Origin of the sequence: Paralimibaculum aggregatum, from assembly GCF_030270585.1 — a bacterium.
GTDB lineage: Bacteria > Pseudomonadota > Alphaproteobacteria > Rhodobacterales > Rhodobacteraceae > Thermohalobaculum > Thermohalobaculum aggregatum.
The window spans coordinates 30802-46206 of sequence record NZ_BSYI01000043.1 but is presented as its reverse complement, the minus strand read 5'-3'; the positions used below and the strand labels follow the sequence as shown (position 1 = coordinate 46206).

At 72.8% G+C, this 15405-nt stretch carries 14 protein-coding genes; 5 read left to right on the top strand and 9 right to left on the bottom strand.

Annotated features, from left to right (window positions below; genetic code table 11):
* Window positions 1–291: thiolase family protein (locus tag QSJ97_RS20080; protein WP_491630629.1), on the bottom strand; the 291-nt coding region annotated here is incomplete at its 3' end.
* A gap of 214 nt (window positions 292–505) precedes the next feature.
* Between QSJ97_RS20080 and phaR the strand changes: the two genes are divergently transcribed.
* Window positions 506–1219: a polyhydroxyalkanoate synthesis repressor PhaR gene (gene phaR / locus QSJ97_RS20075; protein ID WP_285673942.1), complete on the top strand. Its 714-nt coding sequence runs from the start codon at window positions 506–508 to the stop codon at window positions 1217–1219.
* Here phaR and QSJ97_RS20070 read toward each other — a convergent pair.
* Window positions 1184–2419, bottom strand: coding sequence for an EAL domain-containing protein (locus QSJ97_RS20070; RefSeq protein ID WP_285673941.1), 1236 nt, complete (start codon window positions 2417–2419; stop codon window positions 1184–1186). The two genes, phaR and QSJ97_RS20070, sit on opposite strands and share 36 nt — an antisense overlap.
* A gap of 120 nt (window positions 2420–2539) precedes the next feature.
* Here QSJ97_RS20070 and QSJ97_RS20065 point away from each other — a divergent pair, with 120 nt between their 5' ends.
* Window positions 2540–3124 carry a DNA-3-methyladenine glycosylase I gene (locus QSJ97_RS20065; protein ID WP_285673940.1) on the top strand — a complete coding sequence of 195 codons (585 nt, stop codon included), beginning with the start codon at window positions 2540–2542 and terminating at the stop codon, window positions 3122–3124.
* Here QSJ97_RS20065 and QSJ97_RS20060 read toward each other — a convergent pair.
* From QSJ97_RS20060 to QSJ97_RS20035, 6 genes are all read right to left on the bottom strand, one after another.
* Window positions 3121–3402: an HPr family phosphocarrier protein gene (locus QSJ97_RS20060; protein ID WP_285673939.1), complete on the bottom strand. Its 282-nt coding sequence runs from the start codon at window positions 3400–3402 to the stop codon at window positions 3121–3123. The two genes, QSJ97_RS20065 and QSJ97_RS20060, sit on opposite strands and share 4 nt — an antisense overlap.
* Window positions 3399–3806, bottom strand: coding sequence for a PTS sugar transporter subunit IIA (locus QSJ97_RS20055; RefSeq protein ID WP_285673938.1), 408 nt, complete (start codon window positions 3804–3806; stop codon window positions 3399–3401). Before QSJ97_RS20055 ends, QSJ97_RS20060 begins: the two co-directional genes overlap by 4 nt.
* A 58-nt stretch (window positions 3807–3864) precedes the next feature.
* Window positions 3865–4821, bottom strand: coding sequence for an RNase adapter RapZ (rapZ, locus tag QSJ97_RS20050; protein ID WP_285673937.1), 957 nt, complete (start codon window positions 4819–4821; stop codon window positions 3865–3867).
* A gap of 40 nt (window positions 4822–4861) precedes the next feature.
* On the bottom strand, window positions 4862–5353 hold the full coding sequence (locus QSJ97_RS20045) for an HPr kinase/phosphorylase (protein WP_285673936.1): 492 nt from the start codon (window positions 5351–5353) through the stop codon (window positions 4862–4864).
* Window positions 5354–5368: 15 nt separating this feature from the next.
* Window positions 5369–6982, bottom strand: a complete 1614-nt coding sequence (locus tag QSJ97_RS20040) for a stimulus-sensing domain-containing protein (protein WP_285673935.1) — start codon at window positions 6980–6982, stop codon at window positions 5369–5371.
* 104 nt (window positions 6983–7086) lie between these two features.
* Window positions 7087–7788 (bottom strand): response regulator transcription factor, encoded by a 702-nt coding sequence (locus QSJ97_RS20035; RefSeq protein ID WP_285673934.1) that lies wholly within the window; start codon window positions 7786–7788, stop codon window positions 7087–7089.
* A gap of 257 nt (window positions 7789–8045) precedes the next feature.
* Here QSJ97_RS20035 and QSJ97_RS20030 point away from each other — a divergent pair, with 257 nt between their 5' ends.
* Window positions 8046–9650, top strand: coding sequence for a phosphoenolpyruvate carboxykinase (locus QSJ97_RS20030; protein ID WP_285673933.1), 1605 nt, complete (start codon window positions 8046–8048; stop codon window positions 9648–9650).
* 1134 nt (window positions 9651–10784) lie between these two features.
* On the opposite strand, the gene QSJ97_RS20025 is transcribed toward QSJ97_RS20030, so the two are convergent.
* Window positions 10785–11618 carry a hypothetical protein gene (locus tag QSJ97_RS20025; RefSeq protein ID WP_285673932.1) on the bottom strand — a complete coding sequence of 278 codons (834 nt, stop codon included), beginning with the start codon at window positions 11616–11618 and terminating at the stop codon, window positions 10785–10787.
* A gap of 61 nt (window positions 11619–11679) precedes the next feature.
* Between QSJ97_RS20025 and QSJ97_RS20020 the strand changes: the two genes are divergently transcribed.
* Entirely contained in the window at window positions 11680–13224 is a 1545-nt protein-coding gene (locus tag QSJ97_RS20020) for a gamma-glutamyltransferase (protein ID WP_285673930.1), read from the top strand.
* 339 nt (window positions 13225–13563) lie between these two features.
* Window positions 13564–15276: an acyl-CoA dehydrogenase family protein gene (locus tag QSJ97_RS20015; RefSeq protein ID WP_285673929.1), complete on the top strand. Its 1713-nt coding sequence runs from the start codon at window positions 13564–13566 to the stop codon at window positions 15274–15276.
* The last annotated feature ends 129 nt before the right edge of the window (window positions 15277–15405 follow it).

The following is a 15405-nucleotide window of genomic DNA, read 5'->3' as shown; positions in this document are numbered from 1 at the left end:
AAGCGCCACCGCCCGCAGGCCCGAGCCGCAGACCTGGTTGATCCCCCAGGCCGCCGCCTCGATCGGCAGCCCGGCCGCGATATGCGCCTGCCGCGCCGGGTTCTGGCCCTGGCCCGCCGTCAGCACCTGCCCGAGGATCGTCTCCGACACATCCGCCGCCGCAACCCCGGCCCGCGACAGCGCCGCACCGATCGCCACCGCCCCGAGCTCGTGCGCCGGTACCGACGCGAACGACCCGTTGAAGCTCCCAACCGCCGTCCGTGCCGCAGATACAATAACCACAGAGCCCATCGCTCAGATCTCCTCCGCTGCCAGGGCCGCGGGCCGGTGCCGCGGCGTCGGGGGCGAGAGTTCCACAGCGTGGAAACCGGGCATATGCGACCAATCCGCCAAGCCGGCCCCGGCGGGGCGCCGGGCGGAGTGCCGCGAGAAGGGTGTTGCGGTGCGGCGCATGCGGTGCGAGAGTACCGCAGTCCTGTAACTGCGCCGTTCTGGGGAGAGCGTCTTGGCAAATCCGAAACATTCCGGCGACGGACCGATCATCATCAAGAAATACGCCAACCGCCGGCTCTACAACACGGCCAAGAGCAGTTACGTGACGCTGGAGGACCTGAGCCAGATGGTTCAGGGTGGCGAGGATTTTCAGGTGTTCGACGCGAAGACCGGCGAGGACATCACGCGCTCGGTGCTGGCGCAGATCATCTTCGAGCAGGAGGCGAAGGGGCAGAACATGCTGCCGACCAACTTCCTGCGTCAGCTGATCCGGCTCTATGGCGATGCGCTGCAATCGGTGGTGCCGGGCTATCTCGACGCCTCGATGGAGGCCTTCTCGCGCAACCAGGAGCGGATGCGCGAGGCCTTCGGGCAGAACCCGGCGATGGCCTCGTTCGAGACCCTCGCGCGGTCCAACATGGAGTTTGCCGAGCGGGCGATGCGGATGTTCGGCCCGTTCGGTGCGCCGGGCGCTGCCGGCGGCGCGCCGGGCGCGGGCCAGGAGCCCGGCGCCGGCGGTGCCCCGTCGGGCGGATCGGGGCCGGCGGATATCGGCTCGGACATCGAGGCGCTGCAGCGCAAGCTCGCCGAGATGCAGGCCCAGCTCCAGTCGCTCGGCGGCGGCCAGGCCGGCGCGGCGCCCGGTGCTGCACCCAGCGCTGCCGAGCCCGAGGCCGGCGCGGCGCCCGCGTCAGAGGATGCGGGCAAGAAGCGGGGCCGGGGCTGAGCTGAGCCCGATGCCCTCTGCGCCGGGGCGGTAGCCCTCGAGATAGTCGATTCCCAGACGCTGCGCCGCCCGGGCCTCCGCAGCGCTGCCGAGGCCGAGGGCGACGGTCATCGTCTCCAGCCGCTCCGCCAGCCCCACCGTCTGCGCGATCGCATGATGCAGCGCCGGATCGCCGGCGGCGCGGCCGAGAAGCGGGCCGGGCAGCGTGAGGATGTCGGGCCGCAGGGCGTGCAGCGCCAGCGGATCGGGCCCGCCGGGCCGGCCGGCATCGAGCGCCAGGGCCGGGCCGAGGGAACGCAGCCGCGCCAGCGCCGGGCCGAGCCGCAGCAGCGCCTCGCCGGGGCCGGAAACCGCGAGGATCAGGCGCTCCGCCGGGTGATCTCGCGCCTTGCCGGAGGCTGCAAGTGCGGCGCTCCAGCCCGGGTCCTCCAGGCTCTCGACGGCAACGGGAATGGCGATGCGCGCGCGCGGCGCGGTCTCCAGCGTCGCGAGGACGCCGGCGAGAACCGCCCGGTCGATCTGCGGCAGGAGACCGAGCGCGGCGGCATCCGGGGCGATCTCGTCCCGGGCCCGCGAGCCGATGCGGGGATGGGCGATGTGGAAGCTGGCGATGCGGGCGCCGGCGCGCAGCACCGGGCGAAAGCCGATCCTGAGGGCGCCCTCCGCGGTGCAGGCCATGGCCGCCTCGGCGGCGGCGGAACGCCCAGCCTGGCGTGCGGCCGCCGATGCGGCATCGGCGGCGAGCACGCGGATGCCGCCACCTGCCGCCTCTGCCGCCGCCAGCGCCGCCTGCGCGGCATCGCCGAGGCGGGCGGCATCGCCATCCGGCGCCGCGGCGCAGCCGATGGCGATGCGCAGCCCGAGCGGGCCGCGCCGGGTCGGCACCGGGGTCTCTGCAAGGGCGGCGGCCAGCGCCGCCGCGAGCCGCTCCGCGCCCTCGGCGCCGAGCCCGGGCACGCCGACCGCGAAGCGCCGCGCCCCGGCCTGCCAGAGCCCGCCGGCGCGGGGGGCCGCCGCGGCGAGGCGCCGGGCCGCGGCGCGCAGCAGCTCGGCGGCGCAGTCCTCCCCCAGCAAGGCCTCGAGCGCGGCGAGATTGACCAGCGAGACCAGCAGCAGGGCATGCGGGCGCCCGGGCTCCGGCGCGGCATGATCCCCGGCCGGCCCGTCCCCGCCGCTGCCAAGCCCTGCACGCTCACCCATGACACACCGCTTTCCGCAACATGGGCCGCACCGGTCGAGACGACCCTTGCAGTATGTTCGGCAAATGTTCTAAACAGATGGTTAACAGCCCCGCCCAACCGAGACCGAGACGGAGCCCCGATGTCCGAGCGTTGCACCTGGTGCGGCACCGATCCGCTATACGTCGCCTATCACGACACCGAATGGGGCCGCCCGGAGACCGGGTCCCGCGCGCTCTGGGAGAAGCTGGTGCTCGACGGCTTCCAGGCCGGGCTCGCCTGGATCACCATCCTGCGCAAGCGCGAGAACTTCCGCGCCGCCTTCGAGGGGTTCGAGCCGGCCCGCATCGCGCGCTGGGGCGAGGCGGAGGTGGCGCGCTGCCTCGCCGACCCCGGCATCGTGCGCTCGCGCGCCAAGATCGAGGCCGCCATCGGCAATGCCCGCGCCTATGAGCGGATCGAGGCGCGCGAGGGCTTCGCCCGCTTCCTCTGGGGCTTCACCGGGGGGCGGATGCTCGACAGCAGCCCGCTGCGCATGGCCGACGTGCCGGCCGAGACGCCGGAGAGCCGGGCGATGTCGAAGGCGCTGAAGGCAGAAGGCTTCAAGTTCTGCGGGCCGGTGATCGTCTATGCCTTCATGCAGGCATCGGGGCTCGTCAACGACCATCTCGCGGGCTGCCCGGCACGGGACGCCTGCACCGCCGAGGCGCGGGCGCTGGGGCTCTAGGCGCGCTCGCCGAAGCGTGAGGCGACCAGGGCCGCGAGCGCGTCCATCAGCGCCTCGGCCTCCGGCCCGCGGGTCGCCACCTCGATCGAGGAGCCGGGCCCGGCGGCGAGCATCAGCAGGCCCATGATCGAGTCCCCCAGCACGGTCTGGCCGTCGCGGGTGACATCGGCCTCGGCGTCGAAGCGCTCCACGGTCTCGACGAATTTCGCCGAGGCGCGGGCATGCAGGCCGCGCTCGTTGACGATCTCGAGGCGGCGGCGGAGCTTGGCCTCGCTCATGCCTGGCGCCCCGGATCGAGGATCTGGCTGGCGCAGTCGATATACTTGTGCCCCGCATCGAGGGCGTTGCGCACCGCCTCGGCCAGCGGCAGGTCGCGGCTCTTGGCGAGCTTGACTAGCAGCGGCAGGTTGGCGCCCCAGATCACCTCGACCTGGGCCGATTGCAGCGAGCCGAGCGCGAGGTTGGAGGGGGTGCCGCCGAACATGTCGGTGATCAGCACCACGCCGTCGCCGCTGTCGATCTCGTGCACGATGCGCTCGATCTCGGCGCGGCGGGCGCGCAGGTCGTCGGTGGGGTAGATCGGCACGGTGCGGGCATTGGCCTGCTTGCCCACCACATGCTCGGTGGCGGCGAGCAGCGCGCCGGCGAGCTCGCCATGGGCGATGATCAGGATGCCGATCACGGGCGGCGCCCCGCGGCGGCGCGGCGACAGGCGCGGGCATGCGGCCAGCCGGGGCCCATCAGGCGCCCGCCTTGCCGGGGCTGCGGCGCTCGATCTCGCGGTGGCGCAGCGCCACCGGCCAGCCCTTGGCCTCGATCTCGCGCGCCAGCGCCTCGGCCACCGCCACCGAGCGGTGCCGCCCCCCGGTGCAGCCGAGGGCGATGGAGAAGTAGGCCTTCCCCTCGGCCTTGTATGCCGGCAGCAGCATCAGGGTCAGCTCGGACAGTCTGGTGAAAAATTCGGGATAGAGCGGGTCATCGGACACAAAGCTTTGTATTCGCGGATCGCCGCCGTCAAGGGCGCGCAGCTCCGGGTCCCAGTAGGGGTTCCGCAGAAACCGGCAGTCGAGCACCATGTCGGCCTCGTGCGGCGCGCCGCGCTTGAAGGAGAACGACTGCACCGAGACCGAGAGCCCGGCCACCAGGCCCTGGCCGAAGCGGCCGGCGATCTCCTGCTTGAGCTCGTGCGGCGTGAGGTCGGTGGTGTCGATCACCACATCGGCGCGGCCACGCACCTCCTCGAGGATCGCGCGCTCGCGGGCGACGCCGGTGGCGGCATCCTCGGCCGGGGCCAGCGGATGGCGGCGGCGGGTCTGGCTGAAGCGGGCGATCAGCACCTCGTCGGCGCAGTCGAGGAAGACCAGCAGCGCGCCGATGCCGTGGCTCTGGCGCAGATGGTCGAGGCTGGCCGTCAGCGCCCGCGTCGAGAAGCCGCGGGTGCGGGTCTCGATGCCGAAGGCGATCGGCCGGGCCGGCCCGCCGGTGCCCGCGCCGGGGGCAGGGGCGATCACCGTCTCCAGCAGCGCCAGCGGGAAGTTGTTGAGCGGCTCGTAGCCGAGATCGTCGAGCACGTTGATCGCGGTGGTGCGCCCGGCCCCCGACATGCCGGTCACGATCAGCACCAGCGGGCGCTCGCGCTCCGCCTCCGGCGCTGCGGGCGCGGGCGGCTGTGGCTGGGGCGGGTCGGTCTCTGCCATGTCTGGCGGTCCTTCGCGCGGTCGCTGCGGCCGCTCGGGCTCACAGCGAGAAGAATTCCGGATCGAGCAGCCCGCCCGCGCGCAGCATCGCCATCAGCGCCGGCGCGAGACCGGGCCGCCCCTTGCCGAAGATGACCGGGCAGGTGATGCCGAGCAAGCCCCGCTTGTCGGGCCGCGGCAGGCGCTCGGTGGTCTCGCGGTTGAGATCGACGATGCAGGTGAGCGGGGCCTGGTCGGTGAAGGGCAGGCGCACGAGGCCGATGCCGCGAAGCTCGAGCAGCCCCTGGATCGGCCCCGGCGCGCTCATCACCAGGCCGACGGCGCGGCCGCGCTCGACGATCACCCAGTCGTCCGCCACCAGCCCGGCGCCGAGCGCCAGCAGCTCCGCCGCAAGCTGCGACTTGCCGCTGCCCGGGTCGCCGGTGATCAGCATGCCGCGATCGTTGAGCGCCACCGCGCTGCCATGCAGCGTGATGCTGTCGGGCCCGGCGCGCTCCGCGATGCGCGGCTTGAATTCCTCGGCTCCGCTCACGCTGTGCTCCCAGGCTCAGGCCGGCAGGTCGAAGACGAAGCGGGCGCCCTTCACCGGCGCCTCCGGCCCGGCCTCCGGATCGCGGATGTTCTCGACCCAGATCCTTCCGGCGTGGGCCTCGATGATCTGCCGCGAGATCGACAGGCCGAGGCCGGAATGGTTGCCGAATGCCTCGGCCTCCGGGCGCTCGGTATAGAAGCGCTCGAAGATCGAGGTGATGTTGTCCGGCGGCACGCCCGGCCCCTGGTCCTCGACGGCGACGCGGATGCCGCCGGGGCGCTGCCGCGCGACGATGCGGATGGTGCCGCCCTCCGGCGAGAAGCTGAGCGCGTTGTCGAGCAGGTTGGTGATGACCTGGGCGATCCGCCCCTCGAGGCCGCGGGCGGTCAGCGCCCCCCCGGGCAGCTCCGCCGCCACCGAGACGCCGCGCTTCTCGCCCTGCGAGCGGGTGACCTCGGCGAGCATGGAGATCAGCCGGCCGAGGTCGAAATTCTCCATCCGCTCGCGCACCAGCTCGGCATCGAGGCGCGAGGCGTTGGAGATGTCGGTGACCAGCCGGTCCATGCGCCCGACATCATGGGCGATGACGTCGAGCAGGCGCTGGCGCTGTTCCGGGGTCTTGGCATATTTCATCGTGTCGACGGCGGAGCGCAGCGAGGTCAGCGGGTTCTTGATCTCGTGCGCCACGTCCGAGGCGAAGCTCTCGATCGCCTGGATGCGCTTGTAGAGCGCCTCGGTCATGCGGATCAGCGCCGCCGAGAGCTCGCCGATCTCGTCGGTGCGGTGGCTCATGTCCGGGATCTCGACACGCTCGGGGTTGAGCGGGCGGGCGGCCGAGGTGCCCTCGGTATCGGCGGCGCGGGCGAGCCGCTTGATCGGCCGCGCGATGGTGTTGGCCAGCAGGATCGACAGCGCGGTGGAGACGATCGCCGCCACCAGGAAGACCTGGAAGATCGCCACCCGCTCGCCGCGCACGATGGCGTCGATGTCGCCGCCGGGGGTGGAGAGCACCAGCGCGCCGAGGATCGCGTCCATGCGGCGCACCGGCACCGCCACCGAGACGATCAGCTGGTCCTGGTCGTTGACCCGCACGGCGCTGCGCGAGGCGCCGCGCACCGCGCTCTGCACCTCGAAATCGCGGCTGATGCCGCCCTGGCCCGCCTCGTCATAGCGCGGCGGGGCCGGGCGCAGGATGTCGGTCATCTGCTCATAGGTGCGCTCGAGCGCGCTCGAGGCCCGGGCCGAGGGCGAGGCCGGCGCGCCGGCCGGCGGCAGCGGGGCGGTCTCCACCGCCTCCGGCCCGGTGCCGAGATTGCGCGTGTCGCCGGTGAGCCGCATCCGCGAATCGTAGAGCCGGGCGCGCAGCCCGGTGGGCCGGGCGAGCCGCGCCAGCACGAGGTTGGCGCGCACCTGGTCATAGTCGGTGCGGCCGTTGCCGTAGCCGGCGGTCTCGCCGATGGTCAGCGCGATCAGCTCGGCCTGGGTCTCGAGCGCGTCGACGCGCTGCTCGATCAGCCCGGAGCGGAACTGGTTGAGATAGAGGACGCCGAGCACGAGGAAGGCGAGGCCGGCGAGGTTGAAGAAGATGATGCGCCGCTGCAGCGAGGAGAACGGCGCGGACTGTTTCAACCCCTGAATGATCCGGGCCCGCATGTTTGCGGGCCGGGGACGGTTGTCCAGGCCGACGAGTTCATGCTCGAGGCCGGTGTGATCGCCTGCGTCCAAGCGGCTCCTCAGACTTCGTTGTACCGGTACCCCACGCCGTAGAGAGTTTCGATGGAGTTGAAGTCCGGGTCAACCTTCCGGAACTTTTTTCTGATCCGCTTGATGTGGCTGTCGATGGTGCGGTCGTCGACATAGACCTGATCGTCATAGGCCGAATCCATCAGCTGGTCGCGGTTCTTGACGAAGCCGGGCCGCACCGCGAGGGCGTGCAGGATCAGGAACTCGGTGACGGTGAGCGTGACGTTCTGCCCCTCCCAGAGGGTGGCGTGGCGCAGCGGGTCCATCTCCAGCTTGCCGCGGCGCAGCACCTTCTCGGCCTCGGCGCGCTCGGCGGTCGGCTCCTCGGCCGCCTCGCGCCGGCGCAGCACGGCGCGGATGCGCTCCACCAGCAGGCGCTGCGAGAACGGCTTGCGGATATAGTCGTCGGCCCCCATGCGCAGGCCGATCACCTCGTCGATCTCCTCGTCCTTCGAGGTCAGGAAGATCACCGGCAGGTCGGATTTCAGCCGCAGCCGGCGCAGCAGCTCCATGCCGTCCATCCGCGGCATCTTGATGTCGAACACCGCGAGGTCCGGAGGCGTCGCCGAGAGCGCGTTGAGGGCCGCGGCGCCGTCGGTGTAGCTCGAGACCTGGTAGCCCTCGGCCTCCAGCACGATGGACACCGAGGTCAGGATGTTGCGGTCGTCGTCGACCAGGACGATGCTCGCCATGAATTCCTCCTAGCGCGTGCTGAGTCGGGTCGGAGCACAACTTGTGCCCCGGATTCCGCGCTTTCGCACTATGATACCGGAGAAATGGCGAGGGCGAGACGGGATATTGGCGACAATGCGACGCTTTTGCCCCGCCTTGCGACGGACCGGCTCTGGACCTCGCCGCGCGGCCTGTATTAGAGGATGCGCGACGGCGATAGCGACGCAACAATATTTCGCGCCGAACGGCCGCCTGGGAAAAATCGAAGGAGCGATCCATGGAAACCGGCCTTTGCAACCCGGCCTTCAGGCTCGAGGATGCCGGCATCACCGGCCTCGGCCAAGTGCACTACAACATGCTCGAGCCCGCGCTGGTCGAGGCGGCGGTGAAGCGCGGCGAGGGCGTCCTCGGGCAGGGCGGCGCCTTCCTCTGCTCGACCGGCAAGCACACCGGCCGCAGCCCCAAGGACAAGTTCGTCGTCCGCGAGCCCTCGGTCGAGGCCGACATCTGGTGGGAGAACAACCCGCCGATGGATCCCGAGGCCTTCGAGCGCCTGCGCCAGGACATGCTGGCCCACATGCAGGGCGGCGAATACTTCGTGCAGGATCTCTATGCCGGCGCCGACCCGGCGCACCGGCTCAACATCCGCATGGTCAACGAGCTGGCCTGGCACGGGCTGTTCATCCGCCACATGCTGCGCCGGCCCGAGCTCTCCGAGCTCGCGGGCTTCACCGCCGATTTCACGGTGATCAACTGCCCGAGCTTCAAGGCCGACCCGGCGCGCCACGGCTGCCGCTCCGAGACCATCATCGCCGTCTCCTTCGAGCGCAAGCTGGTGCTGATCGCCGACAGCTCCTATGCCGGCGAGAACAAGAAGTGCATCTTCTCGATCCTCAACTTCATCCTGCCCGGCCGCGGCGTGATGCCGATGCACTGCTCGGCCAACCACGCGCCCGGCGATCCCTCGGACTCGGCGGTGTTCTTCGGCCTCTCCGGCACCGGCAAGACCACGCTCTCGGCCGATCCGGCGCGCACCCTGCTCGGCGACGACGAGCATGGCTGGACCGATACCGGCATCTTCAACTTCGAGGGCGGCTGCTACGCCAAGACCATCAACCTCTCCGAGGAGGCCGAGCCGGAGATCTATGCCACCACCACCCGCTTCGGCTCGGTGGTGGAGAACATGGTCTATGACGAGCACACCCGCGCGCTCGACTTCGCCGATGACAGCCTCACCGCGAACATGCGCTGCGCCTATCCGCTGCACTACATCTCCAACGCCTCGGAGACCGGGCTGGCCGGCATCCCGCGCACCATCGTGATGCTGACCTGCGACGCCTTCGGCGTGCTGCCGCCGATCGCCCGGCTGACCCCGGCGCAGGCGATGTATCACTTCCTGTCGGGCTTCACCGCCAAGGTGGCCGGCACCGAGAAGGGCCTCACCGAGCCGACGCCGACCTTCTCCACCTGCTTCGGCGCGCCGTTCATGACCCGCCGCCCGGAGGTCTACGGCGAGCTGCTGCGCCGGAAGATCGCCGAGACCGGCGCGCAGTGCTGGCTGGTCAACACCGGCTGGACCGGGGGCGCCCACGGCACCGGCAGCCGGATGCCGATCAGGGCGACGCGCCGGCTGCTGCGCGCGGCGCTCGACGGCTCGCTGGCCGATGTGCAGTTCCGCGCCGACCCGCATTTCGGCTTCGAGGTGCCGGTGGCGGTGCCGGGGGTGGAGACCGGGCTGCTCGACCCGCGCAGCACCTGGGCCGATCCGGCCGCCTATGACGCGCAGGCCTCGCGGCTGGTGCGGATGTTCGTGGAGAACTTCGCGCAGTACCGCGCCCATGTCGGCGAGGACGTGAACGCGGCGGCGCCCCACGCCGCCTGATCCGGCGGCGGCGCGGAGACCGGGCGCGGCCTGCCGCAGGCCCCGCCCACCCTTGCCGCCGTCGCGCCCCCTGCGGGCCGGTCTCTCCCCCACCGGCCTGCGGCAGGCCGCGCCCGCTGCGAGCGCTGCGCTCGGCCCCCTGCGGCAGGCTGTAACCGCAGCCGGCGTTGTGCTCACATCCCCCTGCGGCAAGCCGCGCCCGCGGCTGGTGCTGTGATTGATCCCCCTTCTGCAAGTCGTGCCCGTGGCCAGCGCGGCGCTCGGCCCTCCCGCGGCAGGCCGTGGCCGTGGCCGGTGCTGCGCTCGGTCCCGTGCGGCAGGCCGTGCCCGTGGCCAGCGCTGTACTCGATCCCCTGCGGCAGGTTGTGCCCGTGGCCGGTGCTGCGCTCGGTCCCGTGCGGCAGGCCGTGCCCGTGGCCAGCGCTGTACTCGATCCCCTGCGGCAGGTTGTGCCCGCGGCCGATGCTGCGCTCGGCCCCCTGCGGCAGGTCGTGCCCGTGGCCAGCGCTGCGCTCGGCCCTCCCGCGGCAGGCTGTAGCCGCAGCCGGCGCTGCGCTCGATCCCTCTCCGGCAGGCCGAGCCCGTGGCCGGAGCCACGCTCGGCCCCTGCGGCAGGCCGTGCCTGCGTTCGGCGCTGCGCTCGATCCCTCTCCGGCAGGCCGTGCCCGTGGCCGGCGCTGCGCTCGGCCCTCCCGCGGCAGGCTGTAGCCGCAGCCGGCGTTGTGCTCAGATCCCCTGCGGCGGGCCGCGTCCGCGGCCGGTGCGGCGCTTGGCCCCCTGCGCCTGGCCGTGCCTGCGGCCGGCGCTGTGCTCGATCTCCCTGCGGCCGGCGCGGCGCTCGGCCCCCTGTGGCAGGTTGTGCCCGTGGCCGGCGCGGCGCTCGGCCCCCTGTGGCAGGTTGTTCCCGTGGCCGGCGCGGCGCTCGGCCCTCCCGCGGCAGGCTGTATCCGCGGCCGGAGCTGCGCTCGGCCCTCTGTGGCAGGCCGCGCCGTGGCCGGCGTTGCGCTCGGCCCTTTCGGCAGGTCGAGCCCGTGGCCGGCGTTGCGCTCGGAGCCCTGCGGCAGGCCGTGCCGCGGCCGGCGTTGCGTTCAGAGCTCCCCCTGCGGCAGGTCATGCCCGTGGCTGGCGCGGCGCTCAGCCCGGCGCCGGGCGGGCCTCGAAGGCCATCGGCGTGAGATCGGCCACCAGCCGCGGCTCGGCCAGCCGGTCTGGCCCGGGGACCGGCTGCCGCCAGAGGCTCCCCGCCTCGGCATAGAGGATGTCGGCGCCGTCGCGCTCGGCCCATTCCCAGCCCTCGCGCGCCAGCACCGCGCCGGCCGGGCTCTCCAGCAGATGCGCGTCGCGGTAGACGCCGGCGCCCTGCGGCATCGGGAAGCCCGCCTCGGCGATCTTGTGCAGCACCCAGCCATGGGCGAGCGGCTTGGCGAAGGTGGCGCGGTCCGGGCTCCAGCTCCGCTCCTCCCAGCCGTCGCGCAGCAGCCGCGGGAAGTAGATCCCGAGGCATTCGTTGTTGCGCTGCCGGCCGAGCGGGCTCGGCACCAGCGCCAGCCCGCTGCCGCGGCGGCCCTCCCCGTGCCCGCCGTTCAGCCAGTAGCTGCGATTGCCGGCAAAGCCGCCGCCGCCGTTCCAGGCATTGCCCTTGGGCCAGAGGTCGAGCGCGGTGAGCCAGGGCATGCGCGAGACCGCGGTCCAGCTGCCGCCGGTCTCCTCGTGCAGGGCCGGCGCCCGGTTGTGCCGCGCGGCGAAGACGATCATGTGCCGCCCGTCCGGGGAGATGTCGCAGCGCCGCTCGTAGATCCGCCCGGCGAACCAATGGCCGAGGCTCAGCCGGTCGGTCGCGAGATCCCAGGCGAGGCTGGCGACCTCGCGCGTCGGGCCGCGCCGGAACACCACCGCCATCCGCGCCTCGCGGGCGATGATCGCGTGCAGGCGGGCCGGGTGGCGCTTCGGGGCGGGGCTGCCGGACATCACCTTCCCTCGCGGCGCTGCCACGCTTGACAGCCCCCGAGGCTTGCGGGATTAGCGCCTGATGGGCAAGGGGTTCGGCATCGCGGCGGGACATCGGCTGACCGTGGAGGCCGGCGCGGAGGTGCTGGCCGCCGGCGGCAGCGCCATGGATGCGGCGCTGGCCGGCGCCTTCATGGCGATGGTGGCGGAGCCGGTGCTGGCCGGGCTGCTCGGCGGCGGCTTCGCCATGGTGCGCGCGCCCGGCGGCAGCTGCGAGCTGCTCGACGCCTTCGTCGACACGCCGCGCCGCAAGCGCCCCGAGGGCGAGATCGACCTGCGCGAGATCCATGCCGATTTCGGCGGCGTCACCCAGGCCTTCCACATCGGCGCCGGTGCGGTGGCGGCCTCGGCGCTGGCGCCCGGGCTGGCCGAGGCCCATGCCCGGTTCGGCCGGATGCCGCTGCGCGATGTGGTGGCGCCGGCGGCGGCGGCGGCGCGGGCCGGGGTCGCGCTCACCCCCTACCAGGCGCGGCTGGCGGAGATCGTCCGCCCGATCCTCTGCGCCAGCGCCGGCGCCCGCGCGCTGCACTGCCGCGGCGACGGCACGCTGAAGGCCGCCGGGGAGCGCCTCGCCAACCCGGATTTCGCCGATGTGCTCGAGGAGTTCGCCGCCGAGGGGCCGCGCTTCGTCACCGAGGGGGAGATCGCGGCGCGGCTCGTCGAACATGCCGCCGCCGGCGGGCATCTCACCCGGGCGGACTGCGAGGACTGCCGGCCGGCCTGGCGCCGCCCGGCCGAAGAGCGCCGCGGCGCCGCCCGGCTGGCGCTCAACCCGCCGCCCTCGCTCGGCGGCACGCTGATCGGGCTGGCGCTGGCGCTGGCCCCGCGCGGGGCCGATGCGGTGGCGCTGGCGCGGGTCTTCGCCGCGGTGGCCCGGGCGCGGGCCGAGCACGGGCTCGACACGGCGCCGGAGGCGGGCGCGGCGCGGCTCGCCGACCCGGTGGTCCGGGCGCGGCTGGCAAAGGCGCTGGCGGCGCTCAAGGGGCGCCCGGCGGCGCAGCGCGGCACCACGCAGATCTCGGTGATCGACGGCGCGGGGCTCGGCGTCTCGCTGACGCTCTCCAACGGCGAGGGCTGCGGCGACATCCTGCCGGGCACCGGGATCATGCCCAACAACATGCTCGGCGAGGCCGACCTGGTGCCGGGGCTGGCCGAGGGCGCGCCGCTGCGCTGGCCCGAGGGGTGCCGGCTGGCCTCGATGATGGCGCCGCTGGCCGCGAGCTGGCCCGACGGCCGGGTGGCGATGCTGGGCTCCGGCGGCTCCAACCGGATCCGCACGGCGCTGGCGCAGGTGCTCCTGCGGCTGGTCGATGCGGAGCTGCCGCTGGCGGACGCCATCGCGGCGCCGCGGCTGCATGTCGAGGATGCCGGGGCCGAGGCCGTCGACATCGAGGGCGAGGACCTGCCCGAGGGCAGCCGCGCGGCGCTGGCGGCGGCCTTCCCCGAGGCGCGGTTCTGGGACAGCCGCTCGATGTTCTTCGGCGGCGTGCACGGGGTCGAGGCCGGGCCGCGGGGCTTCGCCGCCGCCGGCGATCCGCGCCGCGACGGGCACGCGCTGACGGGCTGAACCCGGCTCCGGCCGGGCACCCCGCGGCCGAATCGCGCCAGGCCCGCCGGTCGCCGCGCGGTCCGGCGCCGGCGCGCACCGCTTGGAGCCTGCCTTTTTCGATGCCGGACCGCTACCGAATCCCGGCCGGGCTGATCTGCCGCGATTTTCCGGACAGCCCCCGGCGCCGCCTCCCGCGCAAGCAAATTTTAACCGCGGCCGGGCAGGGGACAGCATCTTGCGCAAGATGATTGACCCGGACCCTGTTGCGCCCTAGTTTGCCGCACTGCGTCAGAAAATGGCGCGGCGCAGCATCGCGGCCCGCGGAGGGCCCGACGGGATGAGACGAGGAGAGCGCGCATGAACCTCCAGACCGCGGTCGGCGAGACCCCCGAGGCAGGAAACGCAGCCGGCGAGGCGCTCGCCGCCGAGACCCTGCTGGCATTGACCGGCGCGGCCCTCGGCGCGGCGGAAACCCTTCTGGCAGCGGCGAAATCCCATGTCGCCGGGCGCGTGCGCTCGGGCGAGCGGGTCTCCGGCCGGGCGCTCGACGCGGCGCAGTTCGCCGGCCACGGGCTGGCCTGGGCCGCCACCTATGTCGAGTCGCTGCGGCAGATGCGCGCCTGGGCCGAACGCCTCGCCGCGGAGGACCGGTTCGGCGAGATGGAACGTCTGATCCTGCAGATCGCCTATGGCGAGTATCTCGCGCAGCTCGCCGGCGGCATCCCGATGAGCCAGGCCGAGATCGCCCGGCCGCAGGACATGGGGCTCGGCGCCGCCGAGATCGCCGCCTTCCGCACCGAGGAGACCGAGCGCCTGATCGCCGCCGGCACCGATGACGCGGTCCGCCAGCGGCTGGTCGCGCTGATGCGCGCGCAGTCCGGCGCGGCCAGCTTCGGCGACACCGGGCTCGACGAGGAGCTCGACATGGTGCGCGACCAGTTCCGGCGCTTCGCCGACGAGCGGGTGGTGCCCCATGCGCATGGCTGGCACCTGCGCGACGAGCTGATCCCGATGGAGATTCTCGAGGAGATGTCGGCGCTCGGCGTCTTCGGCCTGACCATCCCCGAGGAGCATGGCGGCTTCGGCATGGGCAAGACCGCGATGTGCGTGGTCTCCGAGGAGCTCAGCCGCGGCTATATCGGCGTCGGCTCGCTCGGCACCCGCACCGAGATCGCGGCGGAGCTGATTCTCGGCGGCGGCACCGAGGCGCAGAAGGCGCACTGGCTGCCGAAGCTGGCCAGCGGCGAGATCCTGCCGACCGCGGTCTTCACCGAGCCCAACACCGGCTCCGATCTCGGCGCGCTGCGCACCCGCGCCGCCCGCGATGGCGACGACTGGGTGCTCACCGGCAACAAGACCTGGATCACCCATGCCGCGCGCACCGACCTGATGACCGTGCTGGCGCGCACCGATCCCGAGACCTCCGACTATCGCGGCCTCTCGATGTTCCTCGCCGAGAAGACCCGCGGCACCGACGACGACCCCTTCCCGGACGCCACCATCGCCGGCGGCGAGATCGAGGTGCTCGGCTATCGCGGCATGAAGGAATACACCCTCGCGCTCGACGGCCACCGGGTGCCGGCGGCGGCGCTGCTCGGCGGCGAGGCGGGGCAGGGCTTCAAGCAGCTGATGCGCACCTTCGAGAGCGCCCGCATCCAGACCGCGGCGCGCGCCATCGGCGTCGCCCAGGCGGCGCTCGAGGCCGGGCTCGCCTATGCCGAGGAGCGCAGCGCCTTCGGCCGGCCGATCGTCGCGTTCCCGCGCGTCGGCGCCAAGCTCGCCATGGCGGCGGTGGAGATCATGGTGGCGCGCCAGCTCACCTATCACTCGGCGCGGGAGAAGGATGCCGACCGGCGCTGCGACCTCGAGGCCGGCATGGCCAAGCTGCTCGGCGCCCGGGTCGCCTGGTCGACCGCGGATTGCGGGCTGCAGATCCATGGCGGCAACGGTTTCGCGCTGGAATATCCGATCTCGCGGCTGCTCTGCGACGCCCGCATCCTCAACATCTTCGAAGGCGCGGCGGAGATTCAGGCGCAGGTGATCGCGCGCCGATTGCTCGAGGCTACCTGATGAAAGTGCGTCTGTTGCGCCGCGGGAAGCCTTTGGAAAACAATACGGCAATTCGGGGAGGGTTGCGCTGAGCGCATGACGGGTATGCGCTGGGGTGGCTTACCGCCGATCCCAGACTGCATTATTTCC

What these genes read in the sequence shown, in the direction of transcription:
- QSJ97_RS20070 (WP_285673941.1), bottom strand. Translation starts at nt 2,419, where the DNA reads ATGGGTGAGCGTGCAGGGCTTGGCAGCGGCGGGGACGGGCCGGCCGGG.
- QSJ97_RS20065 (WP_285673940.1), top strand. Translation starts at nt 2,540, where the DNA reads ATGTCCGAGCGTTGCACCTGGTGCGGCACCGATCCGCTATACGTCGCC.
- QSJ97_RS20060 (WP_285673939.1), bottom strand. Translation starts at nt 3,402, where the DNA reads ATGAGCGAGGCCAAGCTCCGCCGCCGCCTCGAGATCGTCAACGAGCGC.
- rapZ (WP_285673937.1), bottom strand. Translation starts at nt 4,821, where the DNA reads ATGGCAGAGACCGACCCGCCCCAGCCACAGCCGCCCGCGCCCGCAGCG.
- QSJ97_RS20035 (WP_285673934.1), bottom strand. Translation starts at nt 7,788, where the DNA reads ATGGCGAGCATCGTCCTGGTCGACGACGACCGCAACATCCTGACCTCG.
- QSJ97_RS20030 (WP_285673933.1), top strand. Translation starts at nt 8,046, where the DNA reads ATGGAAACCGGCCTTTGCAACCCGGCCTTCAGGCTCGAGGATGCCGGC.
- QSJ97_RS20025 (WP_285673932.1), bottom strand. Translation starts at nt 11,618, where the DNA reads ATGTCCGGCAGCCCCGCCCCGAAGCGCCACCCGGCCCGCCTGCACGCG.
- QSJ97_RS20020 (WP_285673930.1), top strand. Translation starts at nt 11,680, where the DNA reads ATGGGCAAGGGGTTCGGCATCGCGGCGGGACATCGGCTGACCGTGGAG.
- QSJ97_RS20015 (WP_285673929.1), top strand. Translation starts at nt 13,564, where the DNA reads ATGAACCTCCAGACCGCGGTCGGCGAGACCCCCGAGGCAGGAAACGCA.